Here is an 18,434-nt window from a genome sequence, read left to right as displayed (position 1 = left end):
ATACCTGAAATTGGATTGTGCTTAAGTGTCTTGTCTGCCCGCACTCGATAAATTTTTGCAAAACTATCATCAAGCTTACTTAACGAGTTTAGGTGAACTACCGCGTTATTACCCACAGGGTGAGCCTTCTGTGTGTATTCAAGGCGAATTTCAACCGGATCTTGAACAGGCCGTTTCTTGGCAGCCAGTGAAACGCAAAGTTGAAGGCAGTTTCGCCAATGTAGAGCATGCACTGGAGTTAACTTTATGGCCAGAGATCAATGATTTTTACGGTCATTATTTCTCCGCACCAGTATTATTTGACTCTAAGTGGGGCACGGGGGAGTTACTGCAAGTCTGGAATGATGACGATTTTAACTGCCTGCAACAAAACCTGATTGGTCATCTGATGATGAAGAAGAAACTGAAGCAGTCACCGACTTGGTTTATCGGTCTGTTAGATGAGGGAGATAAAATGCTCACCATCAATAACAGTGATGGTAGCGTATGGATTGAAATCCCTGGTGAAGTGCAATCTGAGCAATTGTCCTCGAGTTTGACTGCGTTTATTGAAGCATTATCGCCACGGATAGCACCACCCGTTAAACATGAAGAACTACCTATGTCCGCATTAGAACATCCTGGTATTTTCGCCAGTTTTAAACGTATGTGGCAAAACCTTTTCGGTAAGCGTTAACTTCTGTGAGCGAAATTTTTATTATCAACCTAAGTATTAACTCAACCTAAGCGTGGCTTATCTTAGGTTGAGTTCTGCAAGGGGATAAACAGGTGTTATTGATGATCCCAAGACAGATTCGACACTATGCGGCAAGGCTCGCAGCGAAAATGGAACATATCTAATAAAGGTTCATCGAGTTTCCAATCATGACTGCCACAACGTGGGCAAGGTCGCGTTTTTTCTGAGGCCAAATCTTGGCCGCCAACGCGATATAAGTAGTAATAGGTCGGGATCTGAGTGAGATATTCGATACGACCGCGCAAATCCCAACCTCTGCGAAATAAATCACTGTCAGGACTCGATAATTCCTCTAGCGCGGCAAATTCTGCCTTAGTGGCCGCCGCCATTTGCAGCTCGTCGCAGGCTTGCCATTCGCTCTGCCAACGGATAATACGCTTATGATCGCCATTAAAGGTTGCGGGTATACGGTACAGGGGAATGGGCAATAAATTGTCGCCGCTGCGTAGGGGCGAGCACATATGCACAAAACTGGTGTATAGCAGTTGCCAGCTGGGTGTTTCGGTATTACTTACTTCAGAATTGATATCCTGACCAATAAACTTTTCCCGCGGCGCGAGTAGTTTAGCGTCGGTTAATTCTACTAAGGCTTTTTTGACCCAAGGGCTGTGATATTTGTGCGCTAAACTGCTTTTCTCTGGCATCAATAAACGCACTCTAAACTCACCGTCATTAAAGGCGACCGCAAATTCTCGTCCTAAGATTTGGCCATTAGCTCGATAGGCTTCAAGGAGCTGATTAATGGCCTTCTCGGCGGCAGATATCGTGGTGTCGGCGAAGCATTCGAAGCGCAGTTCAGTGACAAACATTAAGCTGTTTTTCCTTGGATTTCTAATAAGTTGATGCGTTGTTTAAGTTCAAGCAGTTCGTTTTTTAATTGCATTATTTCTGTTTTTTGCTGCTCAGCATGACGTTCAAAATACGCCTGTTGCATCTGCATGCGCTCGGCGAGCACTGCAAGGGTTAAGGTATCGTTAGTTGCGGGAGTGTCAGTTGTAGGGCTGATAGTTTGCAACTCAGCTAAACGCTCGCGATCCGCCTTAGGCATAGATTTAAATTGCTGTAAGCCTTGGATCAATATAGGTAAAGGTAGGCTACTACCTAAACGGGTTTTAATTAAGGCAAGGCTCGGTACTTTACCGCAGGCTTCGAGCGAACGTGCGGCCGCTAATACTTGGTCAAGGGGACTCATAATTAGCAAAATTCCTTAATTTGTTGAATTGTTTAAACCAATTTTAAAATAATAATTAATTTTTTCATTTAAAAACAGTATGTTGTCTTGTGGCATTTATTTTGCTTATTGTCCAGCCGAAATACCATTTTTAAGCTTCAATAATAATTACACAGGATGTCACATGATGAACCATAAATTGAATAACAAACTTATCGCCATCACTTTTTTAGGGCTCGCAAGCTTAGGTCTTAGCGGCTGCGTGGTCAATGTCGGTGATGGTGAATCGGGCTGGGATAGCAGCGAATCTTGGGAGAAAGTGCAGGATAAAAATCGCACTAACTTAACCAAACTGAGCTTAGGCATGCCTAAAGACCAAGTGATGATCTTAATGGGCACCGCTGATTTTAGTGAAGCCTATATTCAACAAAGTGCTCAACAAGGTGAAGCCAATAAAGAAGTCTTAGTGTTGTTTTATCGTACCCAGCGTAATAATGGCGATGGAAAAACCACTAAGGATGAATGCACGCCTATCGTGCTGAGCAACAATGCCTTAGTGGGTTGGGGTGAAACGGCTTACGGTAAAATCTGAACCAACGAGTCTTATCGTTTACGTAGCTGAGTGTCTAATTGCTCAATGGGCTCAGTCCAGAGGGCATCGGCTTCTAAACCTTCAATGATAAAGCTCTTTTGGGCTGGGGTCCAAAAGGGCGCTTGGCTTAAATGGATGTGATGGTCGATATCATGGGTTGCAATAAACTGCGCTATGGCCTCGTCGCTACTGTCTAAACCGAGTTGCTCAAACAAGTGGCTTAAGTCTACTGGAGTTGTATCCATCATTATTTCCTTTTCAGTATAGTGCCTTCGTTTAGAGTAAGCGCCTGATTGAAAAATGCAATCTATGATTAAAATTTGCACTTTTTAGTTTCCTTGGTAGATTAACAGTTACGCATAAAAAGTGTGAGCTAAGTCAAGGAATGCTAACGATGGACAATGAAATTCTGGAGGACTGCCGCGCAGTCTATTTGACCGCGGAAGACTTACGCATTGCCGCTTCTATTCTCTATAACGCTTACCATGATGATCCTTTTTTTGTCGATTCACTCTTTACCTCAGACAAAGCCGCTTATGAGCAAAAATTGCGCGCCGCAATCAGGGAAGAACTCAATACGTTATGGCAACAAAAACAAGCCCTCATTGGTTTATTCGACCATGAAAGACTCTTTGGGTTAGCCTGTGTCGTTACTCAAGAAGTGCCTTTAGGGGAAGGGCGTTATTGGCATTGGCGCTTAAAGATGTTGTTAGGTACAGGTTGGCAATCGACTCAAGCACTAATGAACAAAGAGTCCAGTATTATTGAACTTTTACCCAGTAAGCACTGCGGTATTTTGCAGTTTATTGCTCTTGCACCAAATGAACAGCACAAAGGACTTGGACATAAGTTGGTGCAAGCTGTGGTGAGTTGGTGTGATGAGCAGCCTGATTTGGATGGCATTGGTGTGTTTGTCGCTCAGGAGAACCACTTGCAACTGTTTACTCAGCATGACTTTGTATCCATAGGCGAGCTGAGTATTGGCAGTGTCCATGGCCAGCTTTTATTCTATTCGGTTCAACAAGATGACTAACTCTTATAAACGTTTCGCCGATTTTTATCCTTTCTATTTATCCCAACACCAGCACCCGACTTGTCGGCAATTACACTTTGTTGGCAGTTGTTTAGTTCTGCTGCTGATTGGCATTGCCTTGGTTTCACAAGCCTGGTGGCTATGTTGGTTTATTCCTATTGTTGGCTACGGTTTTGCATGGGTGGGACACTTCGTATTTGAGAAGAATCGACCCGCGACATTTCAGTATCCCTTTTACAGTTTGATGGCAGATTGGGTGATGTTTGCTCAGATGATCCGCCGCTTTTTTAAACGTTAAAAAAATTGCCCGAGTGAGATGCCCATGCCCGTGTGAGAGATCGCTTACAAACGTTGTAGGACATAATGTTTTCTTTTTGATTGTTTTTTGTCCTGCAGTATTTAATTTTAAATAGAATCATTGGGTTGTATTTATTTTCCTTTGGTTGGTCCGTAATTAATTTTGTAGTCCGTTCTTTGAGCCGAACAAAAAAGTTAGGGTTAACGTAAAATTCACTCATGGCCAAAGCAAATGGATAGCAAGGAAAGCGAAACAGGCCAAAGGGACGCAAGAAGCAACGAATTAAGATTTCAAGGTTGAAATCGCTGACGGTAGGAAAACTGTCATTCGCCTCGGATAGGCTAAGGAAAAGCAGGATTGCTTTTCAAGGATGATTAGGGACAGTGAGTTGTATCGTCAGGATGATGAATTTCAGGAAGAATACAGGACACGCTTAAGGATTAAGCATGAACTCGAAACAGGATGTATCGAGATAAGGATAAAGTATAAGGGTGAACAGCTTGTACTAATCTATGGAAAATAAATTTTGCAGGATGCAATAGGAATACGTCATAGGAAGTGACAGGCTCTGTAAAAAGGATTTACAGGTCAAGGGACTGAGTGTTATCTCACGTAAGTTTGATACACAGGGACGAAAAGGAATTACAGGGACGACGCAGGACGCAAGTAGACGCATGGATGGTGCAGGGAGCACAAATCGAGCAGGACGGCTTACAAAGGATAAATGGGGCGCACTTTAGTTGCGCCCTTTTCTTTGGTTCATTTTCCGCATTAATCTGGCTTTGCCAAGCTATAACACTATTCACGCTATAACGCTATTCACACAGACTTTATCTTAACGCTGCTTAAAGACATCTTGCCGTAAAACATGTTTACCAGTCTTACTTCTCTTATTGCCCAATGATTTACTCTGTGTTGACTGTGTTTTGGTCATGCGCCGAATGCTTGTCGAATTTCGAGCGATAGCGGTTTATGCATAAGTCCTTCAGGGGAGAACATCTAGCGCTTTGCTTACTTTTGATTCGAATTGCCATCCTCCGTGTAAGAGATCTCTCACAAGTATGTAAGTAATTTGTAAGTCAAAAGGGTGGTTACGTCTTGTGGCTGGTTATTATTTTTATTTACATCAGTAAGTTAGTCTGTTTCTTATCAGTTGAACTCACCATCTTCGTTAACATTTTAAATAATCCACAATGAGTACTTTTGTTGGTTGGCGTAGAATTCATCTTGTAGAAGGAGTTACGGGCAACAGGATGTTTGCGATCAGGATGATCGAACAGTGACTAAGGAATGTGACTTAAGGAAAGATAGGGATATAGGCCTTTCAGGATGAAAGAGAGCCAATACCAAGGAAGGGAGACTATCAAGGATTGATAGACTCATTGCATAGGATGGCAATGGCACAGGGAGTGCAATTGAATGGATGCAATACCCGTTTCATGGATGATGATGGAACCGCTCAGGAAAGAGCAAGCTTGGGACTGGATGACCAAGAGATAGGGAAGTACATGAGTACAAGGACCTCAAGGATTGAGCAGGGATGAAGCAGGACGCAGATTGACGCATGGATGGTGCAGGGAGCACAAAAATAGCGGGATAGCTTAACAGAGAATAGGAGGGCGTGGCTTTAGGGCCGCGCCCTTTCTTTTTTAGCTTTTTCAGTGAGCTATTTTTTAGCCGTATTTACGATAAAAAAGAATGATGTCTTGCTCTCTATGTTGGCTCACATTTTATTTGAGCCAACATTGTCGATAAAAGCTTAATGGCATTTGCCTGAGTTACAACCACTTTGCGTACCACACCCGCCAAACTTACCCTGTGACGTTGGGGCTTCATGCCATTCGGGCTCAGGGAAGATAGGCCATTCAATCTTTTGAATTTTCTTGCCTTGCATCCAAATATGGCCACGGTATTGGTTAATGCCGTCGGTGCTGAATTCAAATAAATATTTCGCCTTCCAACAAATTCCCGTGGTGCCGCCAATACTTGGGCGGGCAGTTTCCATGGCAATGGCTAACAGTTGAACTTTTTGTCGCCAACATTCTTTTTCGGCAAAAATACGGCTCAACTCTGCCATTTGGCGTAGTTGCCAAAAGAATGCGGCAATCACGACGAGGCCAATAATTAACAGTAAATCTGACATCATTTGCTAGCTGCCTTAAACAAACCACCTATGGCTTGTGATAGTTGAACACTTCGATTGGGATTTCTTAATTCGCCTAGTAGTTGATTGCGCAAACTAGGAATAGCCACAATATCAGCAAAGACCTGATTAAAAAAGGCTTGGGGCTGCAGTGCTAAAGCTTCTAAGTAAAGACTGCGACTTGAATCTTGTTTTAATACCGACCAGTTACGTCCGGCAATGCTGATGAGGGCATTGGTATCTAAAGAGGATTGGCCGTGTAGATGCGCAAACGCTTTTTGGCTGTGTTTGGCGCTAGAAGCCAAAGCGCGAAGGAAATAGGCTTGGTGTTCTGGCGCTGCGTCTTGAAGTTTCGCGAGAATCTTATCGGCGAGAGTGTCGCTAATCAGTAAGTGTTCAAGACATTGGCATAGGGCGATTTGCACTTCAATGGCGGCTGTATTAAAACTCGATACCAAGTGCTGCTCATGATCAAATTCTTTTGCGTGTACACACACATCGGCTATGCCTTGCATCCCAATATGTTGCCATTGTGATGGGGCAACTTGGCCTGACAGATATTGCACGGCAAACTCGTATTGTGATGAAGCGCGTTGGCCAAGTTGTTTACGAACGAGTGCGTTAAATACGGCCAGTTTTTCCTGGCTTGGCTTGAAATTAAAGGGATTATTTGCGAGTCGTTCTTGCTGCTCATCACTGAGCGGCTGAGTGGGATCTTGCCCTAGTGCCGCTAATATCATTTCGATAAATTGTGAGCGAGGCGCGGGCGACAGTAATCCTTGCTCATCTAACGCCAGTTTTAGAAACCAAATAAAGTGCTGCTGGCTAGCATCCCAAAAGACAATAGCAAATTGTGCATGCCCTTGAATGGGATAAGGATAAGGGGCTGACAGAGATTCGATTTGGTGAAACGCGAGCATATCAATATGTTGCACCCTACGGCCAAGATCATACACTTGGAACTGGGTTTTGGCTGTGGTTAAAAACTGGCTTAAAGTTGTAATTTCAGTCATTTGGCTGCCATATCAATCAAAGAGGCTCAATAAATTGGCGCCATTATAGGGGGAAGTGCGTCTGGATGGTATGATTGCGGCACTTTAATCGACCTATTCGGCCAGTGAATTGTGGGAAGTTTTCGAATCACACAGGGCTAATATGAGAATGGATCTGAAAGCTATGTTATACAGTCAAACCCAAGCTAAATTGGTTCAAATTACCTACGCGCTGCAAGCGGCCGAGTTGTGGTCTGAGCAAGCGCCTTCTGCCGCTGCAATGGCAAGCACAGCACCTTTTGCCTGTGATCTTATGCCCCTTGAGCAGTGGTTGCAGTTTATTTTACTGCCTAGAATGCAGACTTTAATCGAAACGGGTGCGCCATTGCCGACGCAAATTGCGATAGCGCCTATGGCTGAACATGTTTGGCTGGATATACCCCCGCGCCAAACTTTAATTAGCCTATTGAATGAATTGGATATGTTGTTAAATGAATCAAGATGATATCTGGCTTGAAACGCCTGAAAATGCAGTGAATGTATCCCAAGAGGATGATTTAGAAGAGCAGGCGCCTGAGATTGAAATTCTTTATGAAGATGAGCACTTAGTGGCAATTCATAAACCCGCAGGCTTATTGGTCCACCGCAGTTATTTAGCGCGTCGGGAGCGATTTTTTGCCATGCAGCTGACCCGTGACTTAGTGGGCTGCCATGTGTTTCCTGTACATCGTCTCGACAGGCCGACATCCGGCGTGCTCTTGTTTGCCAAGAGTAGTGAAGTGGCCAATGCTCTGTGTGAGCAATTTGCCTCCCATACGGTTGAAAAACAATATCTGGCTTTAGTGCGCGGTAATATGCATGAGAGCGGTATTTTAGACTATGCGCTTAAGGTTGAGTTGGATGAATTAGGCGATAAGAATGCCGATCCTAATAAAGCGGCGCAGGAGGCTGTGACGGCGTATGAGCCGTTACTCAATACTGAAATTCCGTATCCGTCAGGTCGATATCCCACTAGCCGTTTCGCACTGGTACGCTTGAGTCCTAAAACGGGGCGTAAGCATCAGCTCAGAAGACACATGGCGCATTTACGCCACCCCATCGTCGGTGATACCACCCATGGCGATGGTAAGCAAAATGCATTTTTTCGTGAGCATTTCGGTATTAATCGCCTGTGGCTTATCGCAAAAAAACTCACCTTTACACACCCTATAACTCAAACTCGGCTCAGCATAGAAACCGAGCTCGAGCCTGAGTGGGAAACCGTGTTTGCCGAGCTAGGTTGGGATGAGGCGACCTTGAGTCAGCAAGCAGAGTTATTCATCGCCCAAGAGGCGTGAACAGCAAGCGGCCAATGCTTGATATGGTGATATCAACTTAGCCGCGTGAATAAAATTAAGTGCATTCACTTTGCTTTGTTATTGAAACTAAAGTCATCGAATTTAAAACGAGGTGGATTGCTTAATCGAGGAGTTGTGGCGTTTGTGCTGTTTGTGGCCGCAGCTCTTGCATCATGACGGCTAAGGTTGAGAATCCAGACGTGAGTGCAAGTGGCGATATGAGATTTTGCTGGGCGGAGTGGAAATAGTTTTTACGCCGAATATGGGTTGTTTTGTGGTGCTGCTTGAGGTGTTTTTGGCGGGTGGACTGTCGCATTAGATATTTTCTCACGCTCAATGGCTTGATTTATAAAAAATTTGCGCCTTAGCTTGCTCATACGCTGAACAATAAAGTAAGGTCAGCCTAATAAGGTTTGCAACGCGATGTGGAGTGTATCATGAAAAAGGTGAATCTGGTGTTTGGCACTGTATATGGTAGTGCACAATTTGCCGCTGAAACCCTAGAGAAAGAAATGCAAGTTTTAGGTTATGATGTCACATTGTGGCAACCTAATGAGGTAGCAAGCTTTATTCCTCCTCAGGATGAATTGTTAGTGGTGGTGACTTCGACGACCGGACAAGGGGACTTACCCGATGATATTCAGTCTTGGTACCATAATCTTAAACATCTAGCACCCTATTTACCTGAGCTTAGATACAGTGTGATAGCTCTAGGTGATTCAAGTTATGAGACTTTCTGCGGTGCAGGTAAGTCTGTAAATGCACTCTTGAGTGAACTTGGCGCTAAGCCGTTGGTGGAATTACTTGAAATTGATGCCTGTGAAACCATGGAACCTGAGGTTGAAGCGATAAAATGGCTAAAACGCTGGAATCAAGTCGTCAAAACCGAGCTCGTCGCTTAGGTAGTTTCGTCAATCTACAGTGGTTTAAATTTGCCCAGCGCTTAAGCCAAGCGCTGCTTATTCCTATTGCCATTTTACCCGCCGCTGGGGTTATGCTCGGCTTAACCGTTAGTCCAATTCCTTTTATGCCCGAAGAGCTGACAGTGCTGATGCTGGCGGTGGGCAAACTCATTTTCGCCATTATGCCGATGTTATTTGCCGTGGCTGTCGCTATTGGTTTTTGTCGCGATCAAGGCATTGCCGCCTTTTCGGCAGTGTTTGGTTATGGGGTGATGACGGCGACGTTAGCCGCACTGGCCGATTTGTATCGACTTCCAACCCAACCTTTATTAGGAATGGATACCTTAGATACTGGGATTGCAGGTGGCATGATGCTCGGTGGTATCACTTGCCTCGCAGTCCGTTGGAGTCAATATATTCGCTTGCCTGCGATTTTCTCTTTCTTCGAGGGACGTCGCAGTGCATCTTTACTTATTATTCCCCTAGCAATGAGCCTAGGTTATGTACTCGCCCATGTGTGGCCACCATTAGCTTTATTGATTGAGCGCGTATCCGACTGGGCGGTTTATCAAAAACCGGCCATCGCCTTTGGCGTTTATGGCGCATTAGAGCGGTTACTTATTCCCCTTGGCTTACATCATATTTGGAATGCGCCTTTTTACTTAGAGGTGGGCCAATATCAGTTATTGGGGCATGAAGTCGTTCGTGGTGAGGTGGCGCGCTATTTAGCGGGCGATCCGCAGGCTGGAAACCTTGCCGGTGGTTATCTGATTAAAATGTGGGGATTACCGGCTGCTGCACTGGCAATGTGGCGCTGCGCTGACCCCTCTGAGCGGAATCGCGTGGCGGGCATTATGCTCTCGGCGGGGGCGGCAAGTTGGTTAACTGGGGTGACTGAACCTATCGAATTTGCTTTTATGTTTGTGGCGCCGATTCTATTTATTATTCACGCCTTACTCACTGGGCTCGCTTATTTTGTCTGTATTATGCTGGATATTCACCACAGCATAGTATTCTCCCAAGGGTTGGTGGACTTTACGCTGCTATTTCCATTGTCCCGTAATGCCAGCTGGTTTATTTTCCTTGGGCCTTTAACCGCCATAATATATTACCTGTTGTTTAGGCTGAGTATTTTAGCCTTTAATTTGAAAACTCCCGGTAGGCTTGAGCATAACGACAGTAAAGGACCCAAAGAAAGTTTACGGGCGATTATTGCGGCGCTCGGCGGGCGTGAAAATATCGTTGAACTTAATGCTTGTTTGACACGGTTACGCTTGAGCGTACACAAGCCTGAGTTAGTCAATAAGGTGCGTTTGAGTCAGTTGGGCGCTAAGGGCGTGATCGTTATGGGCAAAGGTGTGCAGGTGGTTTACGGCACTAAGGCCGAAACCCTGCGTAAAGTGTTGCAGCGTTACTTAGATACTCGCCGCTAGGATTGTGTTTTTACAAAATTAACTGCTTAATTTTTACATTTTATTGATTCAAGCCTCTGAAATGTCATTTTTATTTTCGCATTATAGGGTTTTCATACTGTTCAGCATGATTTGCTATGGCAAACTCGATGTAGGGACAATATAGGAGAGCCAACTTTGCAACAAATGACTGAAACTCGCGGTAATACTTCGCCATCCATAGAGCGTAAAATCTTACTGACGGATTGCGCTGATGCCCAAGGCCTCATCGCTAAAATCACCAGTGTTTGTTTTACTCATAAACTGAATATCATCAAAAACAGTGAGTTTGTGGATAATGCCCAAGGGCGTTTCTTTATGCGAACTGAGTTAGAGGGCATTTTTAACAGCGAACAGTTATTGCAGGATCTGCGTGACGTACTGCCTACGCAAAATCATATGACGTTAGTTAGCGCAGGTAAAAAACGTATTGTGGTGTTAGTCACAAAGGAAGCGCACTGTTTAGGCGATTTGTTAATGAAAGCCTATTACGGTGGTTTAAGTGTCGAGATTGCCGCTGTGGTGGGTAACCATGATGCACTACGTGAATTGGCAGAGAAGTTTAACATCCCCTTTCATCTGGTGAGCCACGAAGGCTTGGACCGAATTCAACACGAGCAAGTACTGTTGGCCGCGGTATCGCAATATGAGCCAGATTATCTGGTGTTGGCTAAGTACATGCGGGTGCTAACTCCAGATTTTGTGGCGCAATATCCTAATCGCATCATCAACATTCACCATTCTTTTTTACCTGCCTTTATCGGCGCAGCACCCTATCGTCAGGCTTGGGAGCGCGGGGTGAAAATTATCGGTGCGACGGCGCATTTTGTGAATAATTGCCTCGATGAAGGGCCGATCATCAAGCAAGACGTGATTCCCGTCGACCACAGTTATAGCGCCTTAGAAATGGCGCGTGCTGGGCGCGATGTTGAAAAGAGTGTATTGAGTAAAGCGCTACAATTAGTGCTCAACGAACAAGTGGTCGTGTACGGCAATAAAACGATCGTTTTCTAAGATGTAGGTGAGTCGTGGCAATGGCATGACATTCTGCGGCGTTTATTTTAACCCGCGTCTGTCATGAAATCAGCTATCATTATGTTTATTGGAGATTTTATAGTGCTCACATTGGGGTGAACATAGCGGTATAGTGTGTTGGCCATGCTCGAATCACAGGTCGGAGTGCTGGATGTCAACTCGTCAAAGCCTTATCGTTGGAATGAAAGACTTGCCCGATAGTTTGAATTTATCTTGGGCACAGCTAGATGAGCAGTTTTGTGTGCTACGGATGAGCCAAGCCTTTTACAGCCGTTGCAAACGCTCTGCGGCGCAAATCATTAATCAACCGATTAGCCAATTGTTTAGTGCTTTTAATGCTGAACTATGCGCCGATATAGTGAGGCGACGCGGCCAAGAAATAGGTTTTCAATTACAAGATCATCGCGGCATACGTGTGCATCTCGCGCTGCATTCTTTGCCTGAAATGGGATGGTACTTGATTCTATCCGACATCAATTTTGAAGATCCGCAGATGAAGGAGTTGCACTCGGATTATCGTCGAGCGATTCAAGCCAGCGATGCTTGGCTGCAACACATTGAAGATGTGATTAAATCCTCCCAAGAAGAAGTATTTAAAGTTGCAGTTTCTAAGGCGATGTCGCTCACTGGCAGTCGATATGGCTTTATTCTGTTGCATAACGAAAAGTTAAAAACACTCACACTCGCCGCGCGTTCTGAGTATCCCCACGCAGAGGCTAATCAAGCCGATTTTGTTGAAGATAATACCCAAGTGTCAGAACTTGAAAGCCGCGTATGGCTCGAATGTGTGCGAGATTATAAGCTGATCATCCAAAACCAAACCGACTCCCAAAGGCGCTTAGGGGATTTGCCCTTAGATAAACTGCTACTTGGAGGGCGTTACTTGGCGGTGCCGATTTTATTTCGCAGTCGCTTAGTGGGCATGCTGTGCGTGGTCGACCGTAACGAGCCTTATAGTCGTAATGATGCGAGATCATTACTGACTTTTGCCAGCATTTTATGGCACAGCATTGTACTACCACGCACATTGCGAGCGGTATCCCGCCAGTCCAAAATCATTAAAGCGCAAAAAGAGCAATTATCTCAATCGTTAACCCAGCTTATTAGTGCTATTTCTGAGGCATTAGAACTGAAAGATGCCTATACCGCAGGGCATCAAAAGTCGGTGGCGCAATTAAGTTATTTGATTGGTGAGAAATTAGGTTTAGACCCGCTGCGTTTAGAAGGGTTGAAGATTGGTGCCTTAGTCCATGATATCGGCAAGTTAGCGATTCCATCGCAGATCTTGACAAAACCGTCAAAACTTTCAAAAGAAGAATACGCATTAATTCAGACTCACCCATTACATGGTGCTGAAATTATTGAGGATGTGGAGTTTCCTTGGCCCATTAAAGAGATGATTTTACAGCATCATGAGCGGCTCGATGGCTCAGGTTATCCCGCGGGCTTAAAGGATAAGGCCATTTTATATGAAGCGAAAATTATTGCCGTCGCCGATGTTGCCGATTCGATATTGTCCCACAGGCCTTATCGCCCATCGTTAGGGCTGGAGAAAATGACTGAAGTGCTGCGTGCGGGTAAAGGGACACTTTTTGACCCTGAGATAGTCGAAACTTGTTTAGCGATTTTGATTAATCGAGAGTTGAGTATTAGCGATCATATTGGTGCTGCGCCGCTTGAACCTTTAGTCACGATTTCACTCGACCATGAGTTAGTTGATATTAAGCGTTTACTTACGACTGCCCATGCTAAGGTGGCCGTGGTATTGGATGAGCAACATAAGATACTTGGGGTGATCACGAGTCGCTTACTGGAACATTGGTTTAGCCCATTACTTGGCACTGCGGCTGAGCGTGAACAGGATAGGGCATCTTTACATAAAAAAGCCCATCAGATCATGCAGCATTCAGTGCCTATTATCAGTGAGGTGGCCACATCGGAGGATGCCTTATTGCAGTTGAATCTTTTGGATTCAGAATATCTTGTGGTGGTGAACAAAGCGCAGCAGCCATTGGGGATTATCGGCTGGCGGGCCATTGCCATGACGAGAAATGCATTTCGTGAAGTAGAGCGTTTGATTTAATTGCTTTATTAGATAGTTATTATAAAGCTGGGCAGTAATCGCTTAATCGTAGGTTAAATAGTTCTGATAATAAAAAAGATGCCCTTAGGCATCTTTTTATGGAACTCATGTTATCGAACAAATGCAGTGACTGTTAATCAACAATACGCAGTAATTCGTTGATACCCACTTTACTGCGGGTTTTTGCATCGACTTTCTTAACGATAATAGCGGCATAGAGGCTGTATTTGCCACAGGCTGATGGCAGGTTGCCAGAAACAACAACAGAGCCTGCTGGTACACGACCGTAATGCACTTCGCCAGTTTCGCGATCGTAAATTCGAGTGCTTTGGCCGATATACACGCCCATGGAAATCACTGAGCCTTCTTCAACCACAACGCCTTCAACAATCTCAGAACGTGCACCGATAAAGCAGTTATCTTCGATGATGGTCGGGCCCGCTTGCAATGGCTCAAGTACGCCACCAATACCTACGCCGCCAGATAAATGCACGTTTTTACCGATTTGTGCACATGAGCCAACGGTCGCCCAAGTGTCAACCATAGTGCCTTCATCAACATAGGCACCTAAGTTCACATAGGATGGCATCAACACGGTATTTTTACCTATGAATGAGCCTTTACGTACTGTCGCCGAAGGCACTACACGAATGGCTTCCGCTTTAAAGCGGGCTTCATCATATTCGGCAAATTTTAACGGCACTTTGTCGAAGTATTTGGTTTCGGCGCCATCGATAACCACGTTATCGAAAATACGGAAGGACAGTAATACCGCCTTTTTCAGCCATTGGTGCACATGCCATTGTCCGTCGATTTTCTCGGCGACACGGACTTCACCTTTATCGAGCATATTGATGACATTTTGCACATCGCTGCGCACACCGGCGTCAACTGTGCTTGGTGTGATGTCGGCGCGTGCTTCAAAAGCCGCCTCAATACGTTGGCGTAAAGCCTCCATTTACTTCTCCCACTGGTCTCGTTAATTAACTGATTCGATATTCTTTGCACTCAGGGCACTGATTAAAGCGTCCCTGAGGGTATTCTCTTGGGTTTCGTTAAGTTGCAAGCCGTCATTGGTCTGCAGCATAAAAAAGTCTTCGGCTCGCTCACCAATGGTGGTGATTTTGGCCGCGAGTAATGTTGTGTTGCAACGGTAAAAGATATCCCCGACTTTTGCCAGTAATCCTGGAGAATCTAAGGCGATAAGCTCCATCATACTTGTACCATGACGACTGCTTTCGAGGAAACTCACTTGTGTCGGCACATTAAAAGGTTTCATTTTGCGCGATAGTTTTCTAAAGCGCGGTAGTTTTGGACTGTCGCTCGACAGGGCTTTCTCAAGCGCCTTACGGATACTTTGGATGCGTGAAAGCTGGCTAACGGGCTCACCATCTTGCTCTAAGATCACAAAGGTATCGAGGGCATAATTATCTTTTGACGTCATGATGTTGGCATCATGGACGTTGATATTTTTATTGTCGAGTACCGCCATCACAGTTGCGAACAATTTAGGTCTGTCTTGGCAATAGACAAATAGCTCAGTACCACCACGGGTGGTGTGTTTGGACACTAAGACTAAAGGCTCATCCTGTTGTTTGTGCTTTAAAATCGCTTCGGCGTGCCACGCGACTTGATTTGGCTGGTGGCGTAAAAAGTAATCTGCCTTAAAACGTTGCCACAGGGCATCGAGATCTTTCTCTTTCAATCCGCGGCGCAGCAGCTCTTTTTTTGCCTTGGCTTGGTATTCACGCACTCTGGCACGAATATCGACGGGTTTTTCTTTACCGCGGGCGAGCACTCTTTGGGTCGAAAAGTACAAATCGCGCAGCAGTGAGCCTTTCCAGTTGTTCCAGGTTTTTTCGTTGGTGGCGCAGATATCAGCGACCGTTAAGCAATACAGATAACTTAAATGCACGGCATCGCGGACTTTATTGGCAAAGTCGGCCACCACATCGGGATCGGAAATATCACGGCGCTGGGCGGTGACAGACATCACCAGATGATTTTCAACCAGCCAAGCGACTAGACGGCCATCGTGATCGTTTAACCCGTGCAGCTTACAAAAGGCGAGGGCATCGCTGCTGCCAAGTTTACTGTGATCGCCACCGCGGCCTTTGGCGATATCATGGAAGATAGCGCCTAATACGAGTAAACCTTTTTTAGGCAGTTGGTTGATGAGAATCGAGCCTAAGGGAAATTCTTCCTTTTGTTCGGCTTGGGAAAAACGCTCGATATTGAGCAGTAATCTGTGGGTGTGTTCATCGACCGTATAGGCGTGGAACAGGTCGAACTGCATCTGGCCTTCAATATTTCGCCATGCGGGTAAATAGGCCGATAACACGCCGTGTTTATGCATTAAAGACAAAGCAACAATGCCGCGAGGGTGTCGCAGAATTTCCATAAAGGCTTGGCGACAAAGCGGGTTTTCTTGCAAGGCTTGCGGTTGGGCGCGTCTTGCTCGGCGCAGTGAACGCAGTGTTGGTGCGTAAATACCTTTGATGTTGGAGTTTTTAGCGACTAACAAAAACAGCCGGACAATTTCTTCGCCGCTATCGAAAAGATCATCGCTTAGCGCTTCGATAAAAGTGCCGCGGCGCTGGTAGTGTTTATCTATCGATTGAATTTCTAAAGCTTTTGTGTGCCCCAGTGTTGCCCGTTTAAACAGCTGCAGCAACATTTCGTTTAGCTCCATCACTCGGCGTACCGTGCGATAGTAGCGTTTCATCATCTGCTCAACGGCAAGCTGGGTGGCGTCTTCATAACCCATAAGCTCGGCAACTTGGCGCTGCACATCAAACAGTAAGCGGTTTTCATCGCGACCGACCACCATGTGCAGGGCAAAGCGTAGCTTCCACAAAAAGTGCTGACATTCGAGCAGCTCTTCTAGTTCACCAGGCTCTAAAAAGTCGTATTGGACTAATTCTTCGAGGCGAGCGGCACCAAAGTGACGCATGGCTACCCAAGCAATGGTTTGAATATCCCTAAGACCACCGGGACAACTCTTGATATTGGGTTCTAAATCGAAGGCACTGGCTCTGGCATGGCGAGCATTTTGCTCATCCCGTTTTGCGATAAAAAAATCGCTTGAAGTCCAAAAGTCACTCTGACGAATCGCATCATAAAGTTGATCGAATAAAAATTCGGGCCCTTCGAGCAATCGTGCCTCTAACAGATTGGTGGCTATGGTGATGTCTTCTCGGCCGAGGATAATCGTGTCGTTTAACGTACGGACACTGTGGCCGATTTCCAGATTGGCATCCCACAGAAAGGCAATAAACTGACTGAGTGCCGCTTCGGCGGCGGGTGACAAAATATCATTAAACAGGAACAGTAAATCGACATCTGAGTGGGGATGCAGCTCCCCACGGCCATAGCCGCCCACGGCAATCAGGGCAATATCATATTCCCTTAGACCGTGCTGTTCCCAAGCTTGCTTAACAAGGGCATCGACAAATTGACAGCGCTGCGTGACGAGCTCTTCAATCGGGGTTTTAGCCTTAAAACTGGCCAAAAGAATCTGATTCTGTTCGATTAATGATTGTTTAGCGAGCAGAGCTATATTCATCGAGTCCCTTGTTTTTATGTTTGTTAGTGTGGCCTATCGCTCGTGATTGATGATGCGTGGGAAATCTTCATCCTCACGCAGGGTAAGTACTTCAACCCCTTTTTCAGTCACCAGTAAGGTATGTTCCCACTGGGCTGAATTTTTACCATCGGAGGTCGTTACCGTCCACTTATCATCGCGATCGAGTATGGTCGTGTGGCGACCAGCATTGATCATAGGTTCAATGGTGAAACACATGCCTGGGCGTAATACTGTGTTATCGCCGTTACGGTAGTGCATGACCTGAGGCTCTTCATGGAAACCCGATCCAATACCGTGGCCACAATAATCTTGCACGATGGAATATTTCTCAAGGCCTGTTTTACTTGCTTTGATGAATTTTTCGATAGTATTGCCAATTTCACCCAGTTTTAAACCTGGACGAACCTTACGAATAGCTAAATACAGGCTTTCTTGCGCGATGCGGCACAGACGTTTGTCCTTCGCGCTCACCTCACCGATTAAAAACATCATCGAGGTATCGCCGTGATAACCGTCTTTAATCACTGTGATGTCGATATTGAGGATATCGCCTTCTTTCAATGGTGGGTTGTCGTTTGGAATGCCGTGGCAAATCACATGGTTTACAGAAGTACAAATGGATTTGGGAAAACCATGGTAGTTAAGCGGCGCCGAAATCGCACCTTGCTCTTCGGTATATTTGGCGCAGAGGTCATTGAGCTCATTGGTGGTCACGCCCGGTTTAACATGCGGCGCGATCATTTCTAATACCTGTGCGGCTAGTTTGCCCGCAGCACGCATTTTTTCAATTTCTTCAGCGGTCTTGATGACTATACTCATTGCGTTTTCTCTTGTGTCTTTAATGTCTGTTGGCCACGCAACCTAATGCAAAAATTTGTGCTTTAGGGCTATTTATGGTATAAAGCGCGCCGTTATGTTTAAGTCTTGATGAATTGTCTAAGCCAGCTTTTGCGCTGCTTTGATACTTGCAAGACTAAAGATGGCGGCCATTATACATGGCTATTTGTCTAAATACTAAATCACACACGTGTCGACACATTCTTCGGGGTGCCCTCAGTTGTTATATAAGGGGTCG

The 18,434-nt window shown here is 45.4% G+C and carries 19 protein-coding genes; 10 read left to right on the top strand and 9 right to left on the bottom strand.

The window, feature by feature from the left end:
* Positions 1–25: 25 nt before the first annotated feature.
* Positions 26–676, top strand: coding sequence for a SecY-interacting protein (syd, locus tag L5L94_RS00525; RefSeq protein ID WP_263160676.1), 651 nt, complete (start codon positions 26–28; stop codon positions 674–676).
* Positions 677–771: 95 nt separating this feature from the next.
* Here the strand turns inward: syd and L5L94_RS00520 are convergent, their stop codons facing one another.
* A complete protein-coding gene (locus L5L94_RS00520) occupies positions 772–1,545 on the bottom strand; it encodes a Zn-ribbon-containing protein (RefSeq protein WP_263160674.1) in 774 nt (257 codons plus the stop codon).
* Positions 1,545–1,928: an ELKS/Rab6-interacting/CAST family protein gene (locus L5L94_RS00515; protein ID WP_263160673.1), complete on the bottom strand. Its 384-nt coding sequence runs from the start codon at positions 1,926–1,928 to the stop codon at positions 1,545–1,547. Before L5L94_RS00515 ends, L5L94_RS00520 begins: the two co-directional genes overlap by 1 nt.
* 163 nt (positions 1,929–2,091) lie before the next feature.
* Here L5L94_RS00515 and L5L94_RS00510 point away from each other — a divergent pair, with 163 nt between their 5' ends.
* On the top strand, positions 2,092–2,499 hold the full coding sequence (locus tag L5L94_RS00510) for a DUF3192 domain-containing protein (RefSeq protein ID WP_028760621.1): 408 nt from the start codon (positions 2,092–2,094) through the stop codon (positions 2,497–2,499).
* Between the two features lie 11 nt (positions 2,500–2,510).
* On the opposite strand, the gene L5L94_RS00505 is transcribed toward L5L94_RS00510, so the two are convergent.
* The gene (locus L5L94_RS00505) at positions 2,511–2,744 is read right to left on the bottom strand and encodes a DUF2789 domain-containing protein (RefSeq protein ID WP_028760620.1); all 234 of its coding nucleotides are present in this window, start codon (positions 2,742–2,744) and stop codon (positions 2,511–2,513) included.
* A gap of 149 nt (positions 2,745–2,893) precedes the next feature.
* Here L5L94_RS00505 and L5L94_RS00500 point away from each other — a divergent pair, with 149 nt between their 5' ends.
* Positions 2,894–3,532 carry a GNAT family N-acetyltransferase gene (locus tag L5L94_RS00500; RefSeq protein ID WP_263160672.1) on the top strand — a complete coding sequence of 213 codons (639 nt, stop codon included), beginning with the start codon at positions 2,894–2,896 and terminating at the stop codon, positions 3,530–3,532.
* A complete protein-coding gene (locus tag L5L94_RS00495) occupies positions 3,525–3,830 on the top strand; it encodes a DUF962 domain-containing protein (RefSeq protein WP_105249730.1) in 306 nt (101 codons plus the stop codon). Before L5L94_RS00500 ends, L5L94_RS00495 begins: the two co-directional genes overlap by 8 nt.
* Positions 3,831–5,589: 1,759 nt before the next feature.
* Here the strand turns inward: L5L94_RS00495 and L5L94_RS00490 are convergent.
* A complete protein-coding gene (locus L5L94_RS00490; RefSeq protein WP_105249728.1) occupies positions 5,590–5,976 on the bottom strand; it encodes a DUF3301 domain-containing protein in 387 nt (128 codons plus the stop codon).
* The gene (locus tag L5L94_RS00485) at positions 5,973–6,986 is read right to left on the bottom strand and encodes a DUF3549 family protein (protein ID WP_263160671.1); all 1,014 of its coding nucleotides are present in this window, start codon (positions 6,984–6,986) and stop codon (positions 5,973–5,975) included. The genes L5L94_RS00490 and L5L94_RS00485 overlap by 4 nt, the downstream gene beginning before the upstream one ends.
* A 163-nt stretch (positions 6,987–7,149) precedes the next feature.
* Here L5L94_RS00485 and L5L94_RS00480 point away from each other — a divergent pair, with 163 nt between their 5' ends.
* Together L5L94_RS00480 and truC are read left to right on the top strand one after the other, a co-directional pair.
* Positions 7,150–7,470, top strand: a complete 321-nt coding sequence (locus tag L5L94_RS00480) for a YqcC family protein (protein WP_263160670.1) — start codon at positions 7,150–7,152, stop codon at positions 7,468–7,470.
* Positions 7,457–8,302 carry a tRNA pseudouridine(65) synthase TruC gene (gene truC / locus L5L94_RS00475; protein WP_263160669.1) on the top strand — a complete coding sequence of 282 codons (846 nt, stop codon included), beginning with the start codon at positions 7,457–7,459 and terminating at the stop codon, positions 8,300–8,302. Before L5L94_RS00480 ends, truC begins: the two co-directional genes overlap by 14 nt.
* A 121-nt stretch (positions 8,303–8,423) precedes the next feature.
* Here truC and L5L94_RS00470 read toward each other — a convergent pair whose 3' ends face one another.
* Positions 8,424–8,618, bottom strand: coding sequence for a hypothetical protein (locus L5L94_RS00470; RefSeq protein WP_105249725.1), 195 nt, complete (start codon positions 8,616–8,618; stop codon positions 8,424–8,426).
* Positions 8,619–8,739: 121 nt separating this feature from the next.
* Here L5L94_RS00470 and L5L94_RS00465 point away from each other — a divergent pair, with 121 nt between their 5' ends.
* The 4 genes from L5L94_RS00465 to L5L94_RS00450 all read left to right on the top strand — a co-directional run bounded on the left by L5L94_RS00465 (position 8,740) and on the right by L5L94_RS00450 (position 13,773).
* Positions 8,740–9,204 carry a flavodoxin gene (locus tag L5L94_RS00465; protein ID WP_212600026.1) on the top strand — a complete coding sequence of 155 codons (465 nt, stop codon included), beginning with the start codon at positions 8,740–8,742 and terminating at the stop codon, positions 9,202–9,204.
* The gene (locus L5L94_RS00460; RefSeq protein WP_173245852.1) at positions 9,156–10,637 is read left to right on the top strand and encodes a PTS transporter subunit EIIC; all 1,482 of its coding nucleotides are present in this window, start codon (positions 9,156–9,158) and stop codon (positions 10,635–10,637) included. The genes L5L94_RS00465 and L5L94_RS00460 overlap by 49 nt, the downstream gene beginning before the upstream one ends.
* 165 nt (positions 10,638–10,802) lie before the next feature.
* Positions 10,803–11,669 carry a formyltetrahydrofolate deformylase gene (purU, locus tag L5L94_RS00455; protein WP_113938988.1) on the top strand — a complete coding sequence of 289 codons (867 nt, stop codon included), beginning with the start codon at positions 10,803–10,805 and terminating at the stop codon, positions 11,667–11,669.
* Positions 11,670–11,841: 172 nt separating this feature from the next.
* Positions 11,842–13,773, top strand: a complete 1,932-nt coding sequence (locus L5L94_RS00450; protein WP_263160668.1) for an HD domain-containing phosphohydrolase — start codon at positions 11,842–11,844, stop codon at positions 13,771–13,773.
* 133 nt (positions 13,774–13,906) lie between these two features.
* Here the strand turns inward: L5L94_RS00450 and dapD are convergent, their stop codons facing one another.
* From dapD to map, 3 genes are read right to left on the bottom strand one after another with little or no spacing between them, the layout of a single operon-like run.
* Positions 13,907–14,731 (bottom strand): 2,3,4,5-tetrahydropyridine-2,6-dicarboxylate N-succinyltransferase, encoded by an 825-nt coding sequence (gene dapD, locus L5L94_RS00445; RefSeq protein WP_028760609.1) that lies wholly within the window; start codon positions 14,729–14,731, stop codon positions 13,907–13,909.
* Positions 14,732–14,752: 21 nt separating this feature from the next.
* Entirely contained in the window at positions 14,753–17,338 is a 2,586-nt protein-coding gene (gene glnD / locus L5L94_RS00440; protein WP_168823186.1) for a bifunctional uridylyltransferase/uridylyl-removing protein GlnD, read from the bottom strand.
* Positions 17,339–17,371: 33 nt separating this feature from the next.
* Positions 17,372–18,202, bottom strand: coding sequence for a type I methionyl aminopeptidase (map, locus tag L5L94_RS00435; RefSeq protein WP_226058787.1), 831 nt, complete (start codon positions 18,200–18,202; stop codon positions 17,372–17,374).
* Positions 18,203–18,434 lie beyond the last annotated feature (232 nt).

The organism is Shewanella sp. SM21 (assembly GCF_025654335.1).
GTDB classification, from domain to species: domain Bacteria; phylum Pseudomonadota; class Gammaproteobacteria; order Enterobacterales; family Shewanellaceae; genus Shewanella; species Shewanella oncorhynchi.
The sequence above is the reverse complement of the archived record's forward strand: the minus strand, read 5'-3'. Positions and strand labels throughout refer to the sequence as shown.

Excerpts from the sequence above, each read along its gene's own strand:
- L5L94_RS00495 (WP_105249730.1), top strand. The coding sequence starts at position 3,525 with ATGACTAACTCTTATAAACGTTTCGCCGATTTTTATCCTTTCTATTTA.
- L5L94_RS00460 (WP_173245852.1), top strand. The coding sequence starts at position 9,156 with ATGGCTAAAACGCTGGAATCAAGTCGTCAAAACCGAGCTCGTCGCTTA.
- L5L94_RS00480 (WP_263160670.1), top strand. The coding sequence starts at position 7,150 with ATGTTATACAGTCAAACCCAAGCTAAATTGGTTCAAATTACCTACGCG.
- purU (WP_113938988.1), top strand. The coding sequence starts at position 10,803 with ATGACTGAAACTCGCGGTAATACTTCGCCATCCATAGAGCGTAAAATC.
- L5L94_RS00470 (WP_105249725.1), bottom strand. The coding sequence starts at position 8,618 with ATGCGACAGTCCACCCGCCAAAAACACCTCAAGCAGCACCACAAAACA.
- L5L94_RS00520 (WP_263160674.1), bottom strand. The coding sequence starts at position 1,545 with ATGTTTGTCACTGAACTGCGCTTCGAATGCTTCGCCGACACCACGATA.
- L5L94_RS00510 (WP_028760621.1), top strand. The coding sequence starts at position 2,092 with ATGATGAACCATAAATTGAATAACAAACTTATCGCCATCACTTTTTTA.
- L5L94_RS00450 (WP_263160668.1), top strand. The coding sequence starts at position 11,842 with ATGTCAACTCGTCAAAGCCTTATCGTTGGAATGAAAGACTTGCCCGAT.
- L5L94_RS00465 (WP_212600026.1), top strand. The coding sequence starts at position 8,740 with ATGAAAAAGGTGAATCTGGTGTTTGGCACTGTATATGGTAGTGCACAA.
- dapD (WP_028760609.1), bottom strand. The coding sequence starts at position 14,731 with ATGGAGGCTTTACGCCAACGTATTGAGGCGGCTTTTGAAGCACGCGCC.
- L5L94_RS00500 (WP_263160672.1), top strand. The coding sequence starts at position 2,894 with ATGGACAATGAAATTCTGGAGGACTGCCGCGCAGTCTATTTGACCGCG.
- glnD (WP_168823186.1), bottom strand. The coding sequence starts at position 17,338 with ATGAATATAGCTCTGCTCGCTAAACAATCATTAATCGAACAGAATCAG.
- L5L94_RS00505 (WP_028760620.1), bottom strand. The coding sequence starts at position 2,744 with ATGGATACAACTCCAGTAGACTTAAGCCACTTGTTTGAGCAACTCGGT.
- L5L94_RS00490 (WP_105249728.1), bottom strand. The coding sequence starts at position 5,976 with ATGATGTCAGATTTACTGTTAATTATTGGCCTCGTCGTGATTGCCGCA.
- L5L94_RS00515 (WP_263160673.1), bottom strand. The coding sequence starts at position 1,928 with ATGAGTCCCCTTGACCAAGTATTAGCGGCCGCACGTTCGCTCGAAGCC.
- L5L94_RS00485 (WP_263160671.1), bottom strand. The coding sequence starts at position 6,986 with ATGACTGAAATTACAACTTTAAGCCAGTTTTTAACCACAGCCAAAACC.
- truC (WP_263160669.1), top strand. The coding sequence starts at position 7,457 with ATGAATCAAGATGATATCTGGCTTGAAACGCCTGAAAATGCAGTGAAT.